General features: G+C 66.2%; 2 protein-coding genes. One reads left to right on the forward strand and one right to left on the reverse strand.

Annotated elements, in window-relative coordinates:
- A partial coding sequence (locus AC1DMG_RS22090; protein WP_477181148.1) for a GlxA family transcriptional regulator occupies positions 1–646 on the forward strand: 646 nt, incomplete at its 5' end.
- 21 nt (positions 647–667) lie between these two features.
- Here AC1DMG_RS22090 and AC1DMG_RS22095 read toward each other — a convergent pair.
- Positions 668–1471, reverse strand: an 804-nt coding sequence (locus AC1DMG_RS22095; protein WP_477181149.1) for a glutathionylspermidine synthase family protein, incomplete at its 5' end; no start/stop codon positions are given.

Consider the following 1471-nt stretch of genomic DNA (forward strand, 5'->3'; position numbering starts at 1 on the left):
GTGCATGGGCGCGTATGTGCTCGCCCATGCCGGCCTGCTCGACGGCCGCCGCGCCACCACCCACTGGGCCTGGGCGGAGCCGATGATGGAACAGTTTCCAAAGATCCAGGTGGACGCCGACGTGCTGTACGTCGACGAAGGCAATATCGTCACCTCCGCCGGCGCGGCGGCCGGCATCGACTGCTGCCTGCACCTGGTGCGCCAGCTGCTGGGCGCCGAAGTCGCCAATCGCATTGCGCGCCGCATGGTGGTGCCGCCGGTGCGGCGCGGCGGGCAAGCGCAATTCATCGAGAAACCCGTGGCCGAGGCGCCGGCCGACCGCCGCATGGCGCGCCTGCTGGAACATGTGCAGCGCCATCTGCACGAAGCGCACGATCTGGACGCCATCGCCGCCAAGGCCGCCATGAGCCGGCGCACGTTCACCCGCCACTTCCGTCAATTGACCGGTGGCAGCTTCGGCGATTGGTTGTTGTCGCAACGACTGGCGGAGGCGCAACGCCTGCTGGAAACCACGCGGCGCCCGCTGGAACGCATTGCTGCCGACATCGGCCTTGGCTCGCCCGTCACGCTGCGGCAGCAATTCCAGCGCGCCTATCGCGTATCGCCGGCCAACTATCGGCGCACCTTCAGCACGCCGCGCGAATAAGGCACCACCGCGGTCGACGGCTCAGCGAAACAGATGCGGCACGAAGCAGCTGGTGTTGCGCGTGATGGCGTCGACGTCCTCGCGCATGCCCATGCCCACGGCGCGATCGCCGACCACCCACGAGCCCACCAGCGCATGTCGCCCATCGAACACCGGCAGCGGCGCGAATGCCTGATAGATGCAGGGCTCGGCAGTCGGGCCACCGGCATCGTCCCGGCCCAGCACCACTACGCCTGCGCCTTCCCTGCCCCAGTACGGCTTGCGCACCACGGTGCCTTGAATATCCGCACGACGACGGCTGGCGGGCAGCAGATTCGGATGATGGGGAAAATATTCCCATAGCAGCGGCAGGATCGCCTTGTTCGACAGCACCATCTTCCAGGCCGGCTCGAACCAGCGCAGGCGCGTCTGCGGCAAGTGCTCGGCAAACGGCTCCGCCAGCATCCATTCCCACGGATAGAGCTTGAACAGCCGCTCGATCGGGGCGTTGTCCAGATCGATGAAATCCTTGCCTGACCAGCCGATCTGCTCAATGTCCAATGCGGTGGTGCGATGGCCGGCCTGCATGCATGTATCGATCAAGTAGTCGCAGGTCAGCGCATCTTCGGCGCTGTCGTAACACGCGGCGAAGTGCACGTGCGAAGCCTTGGGCAACCCGCCCCAGCGCTCGACCAGCGCTTCATGGATGGAGTTGAACTGGTCGGCGTCGCTGGCGACATCCTCCATCCAGTACCACTGCGCCACCGACGCCTCGAACAGTGCCGTGGGCGTGTCGGCGTTGTATTCCAGCAGGCGCGGCGGCGAGTTGCCGTCATAGGACAGGTC

It is taken from the genome of Dyella sp. 01N36, assembly GCF_056399745.1.